Genomic DNA, 1,327 nt, shown 5'->3' with positions numbered 1-1,327 from the left:
GAGGCCCTGCCTTCATGCGCGTACCGACGGAAGATCACCCGACCAGGAACTCCGTTCGATCCACACGTTCCAAGATCGGTTGAGATACGGCTTCTCAGACCAAGCCCCCAGCCAGGCCACAAGTTGGTCACTGATCTACGGGAGCAGGACAGCACTCTGAATGAGTGCACCAAGATCCTGGACATGGTTGCTCCCACCCAGCACGACGAGGTCCGCAAGGTGTACGTCACCTGCAGGCTCGGCAAGAGCGAACTCAACCGGCTCTTCGACCTAGCCCCAGAAGGCATTCCAGCAGCATCTGTCTCGATCTCCACGCAACGCGACAGCACTCGCTACAGCGCTGGCACGCTGGCCGAGCTCGTTGACCACGTCCGCAACTCCAACGCCTCTGGCAATCTGAACGCTTGGGACAACCTCACCCTCGACGCTGCCGACAACTCAGGCGATCGAAGAATCGGCATCAGTATCGACACGGAACGTGTCGAGGTGCAGGTCTCCGGGCGCGACGCAACATGGGTCCATGGGCAAGCCGCTCGGCTTGAGCTTTTCTTGAAGGGCGCAGGGGGACGTCTGAAACGCGAGCAGGAAACACAGAAGAGAGCCAAGGAGCTACTTCGGGCCACTCTGCTTTCTCTGCCAGCCACGGCAGCAGTCATCTCGGCTACAGAGATCGCAACACCCGACGACATCAAGCAGCCACAGGTCCCGCTGCAGGCAAACGTCGCTCCCTACGTCGCGATGGCGATCATGCTGAGCCTGTACTGGCTTGGCTGGAAGATCATCAAACGTGCCAATCGAGCACTTCTCATGCCCACGGTCGAGGTCCCACACGGCTCGTGGTGGAGCCGAGCCTCCAGCGCCGACAAAATCGCCTTGGGGTCGCTGGGGATAGCAACGCTCTCTCTCGTCGTTGCAGCAGCCACCCTTGGCAAGGACCTCATGAAGTAGCAGACAGCAGACTCGACCGCAGCGAGTCAGCAGGCCTGATCCGCCTGGCTCAAACCGAGCACCTACAGAGACGCGTTCTGGCAAACTGGTAACTGCTCGAAGCACCAAGTGCGGTCTCCCCTCAACCCAACGCCCCGAGGGGCCCGATTGTAGGGAGACCAAATAATGGATCCGTTTTCGCTTCTTCTGATCGCCATCATCTTCATGATGGTGCGCGAGAGGTCGTAAGCGCGGATGCAGGTGCCAAGGGCACCGCTGAGGGCCCCTTCGGGGCCCTCAGTCATTGAGCTCTTTCAGCGTTGCCGCTCCAGGGTGAGGACGGCTGCGGCGATTGACGTCATTCGATTCGGGCTGCACCGGGACCTGCGGAAGATACGCC

General features: G+C 60.4%; 1 protein-coding gene and 1 pseudogene. One reads left to right on the top strand and one right to left on the bottom strand.

Annotation, left to right across the window (positions count from 1 at the left end):
- Nucleotides 1-183: 183 nt before the first annotated feature.
- The gene (locus ACFYO0_RS46445) at nt 184-948 is read left to right on the top strand and encodes a hypothetical protein (protein WP_388688524.1); all 765 of its coding nucleotides are present in this window, start codon (nt 184-186) and stop codon (nt 946-948) included.
- Nucleotides 949-1,241: 293 nt separating this feature from the next.
- On the opposite strand, the pseudogene ACFYO0_RS46440 reads toward ACFYO0_RS46445, so the two are convergent.
- Nucleotides 1,242-1,327 (bottom strand): annotated as a pseudogene (locus ACFYO0_RS46440) (IS5/IS1182 family transposase); the annotation flags it as partial.

The organism is Streptomyces sp. NPDC006365, from assembly GCF_042870755.1.
Classification (GTDB): domain Bacteria; phylum Actinomycetota; class Actinomycetes; order Streptomycetales; family Streptomycetaceae; genus Streptomyces; species Streptomyces xiangluensis.
Note: the sequence above shows the minus strand (reverse complement) of the source record. Positions and strands in the feature narration are given on the sequence as shown.